The sequence below is a fragment of the Paraburkholderia sp. BR10882 genome (assembly GCF_040948855.1).
GTDB lineage: Bacteria > Pseudomonadota > Gammaproteobacteria > Burkholderiales > Burkholderiaceae > Paraburkholderia > Paraburkholderia nodosa_A.
Map to the genome: position 1 here is coordinate 1 of NZ_JBFPKP010000083.1, position 286 is coordinate 286.

General features: G+C 51.4%; 1 rRNA gene. It reads left to right on the forward strand.

Going from position 1 to position 286, the window contains the following annotated elements:
* Positions 1 to 115, forward strand: a 23S ribosomal RNA gene (locus AB3X99_RS41000); the annotation flags it as partial.
* Between the last annotated feature and the right edge of the window lie 171 nt (positions 116 to 286).

The window sequence follows — 286 nt, forward strand, 5'->3', positions numbered from 1 at the left end:
CGGGGACTTGATCCCCTTGAAGGGTCGTTCGAGACCAGGACGTTGATAGGTCAGGTGTGGAAGCGCAGTAATGCGTTAAGCTAACTGATACTAATTGCCCGTAAGGCTTGATCCTATAACAGGTGTGCCTCCCTCCCGCTGGGGAGAGAAGCGTGCACAGGTTGAGATCACGTGTCGGTCTACGTTAATGCTTCAGCATTTACGTAGAACCCACACTATGTGTGTTGTGCCTGAAACAACACAACCCCAATTCAGCAGCACCCTCTTTACGCTTCTTCCCGATTGG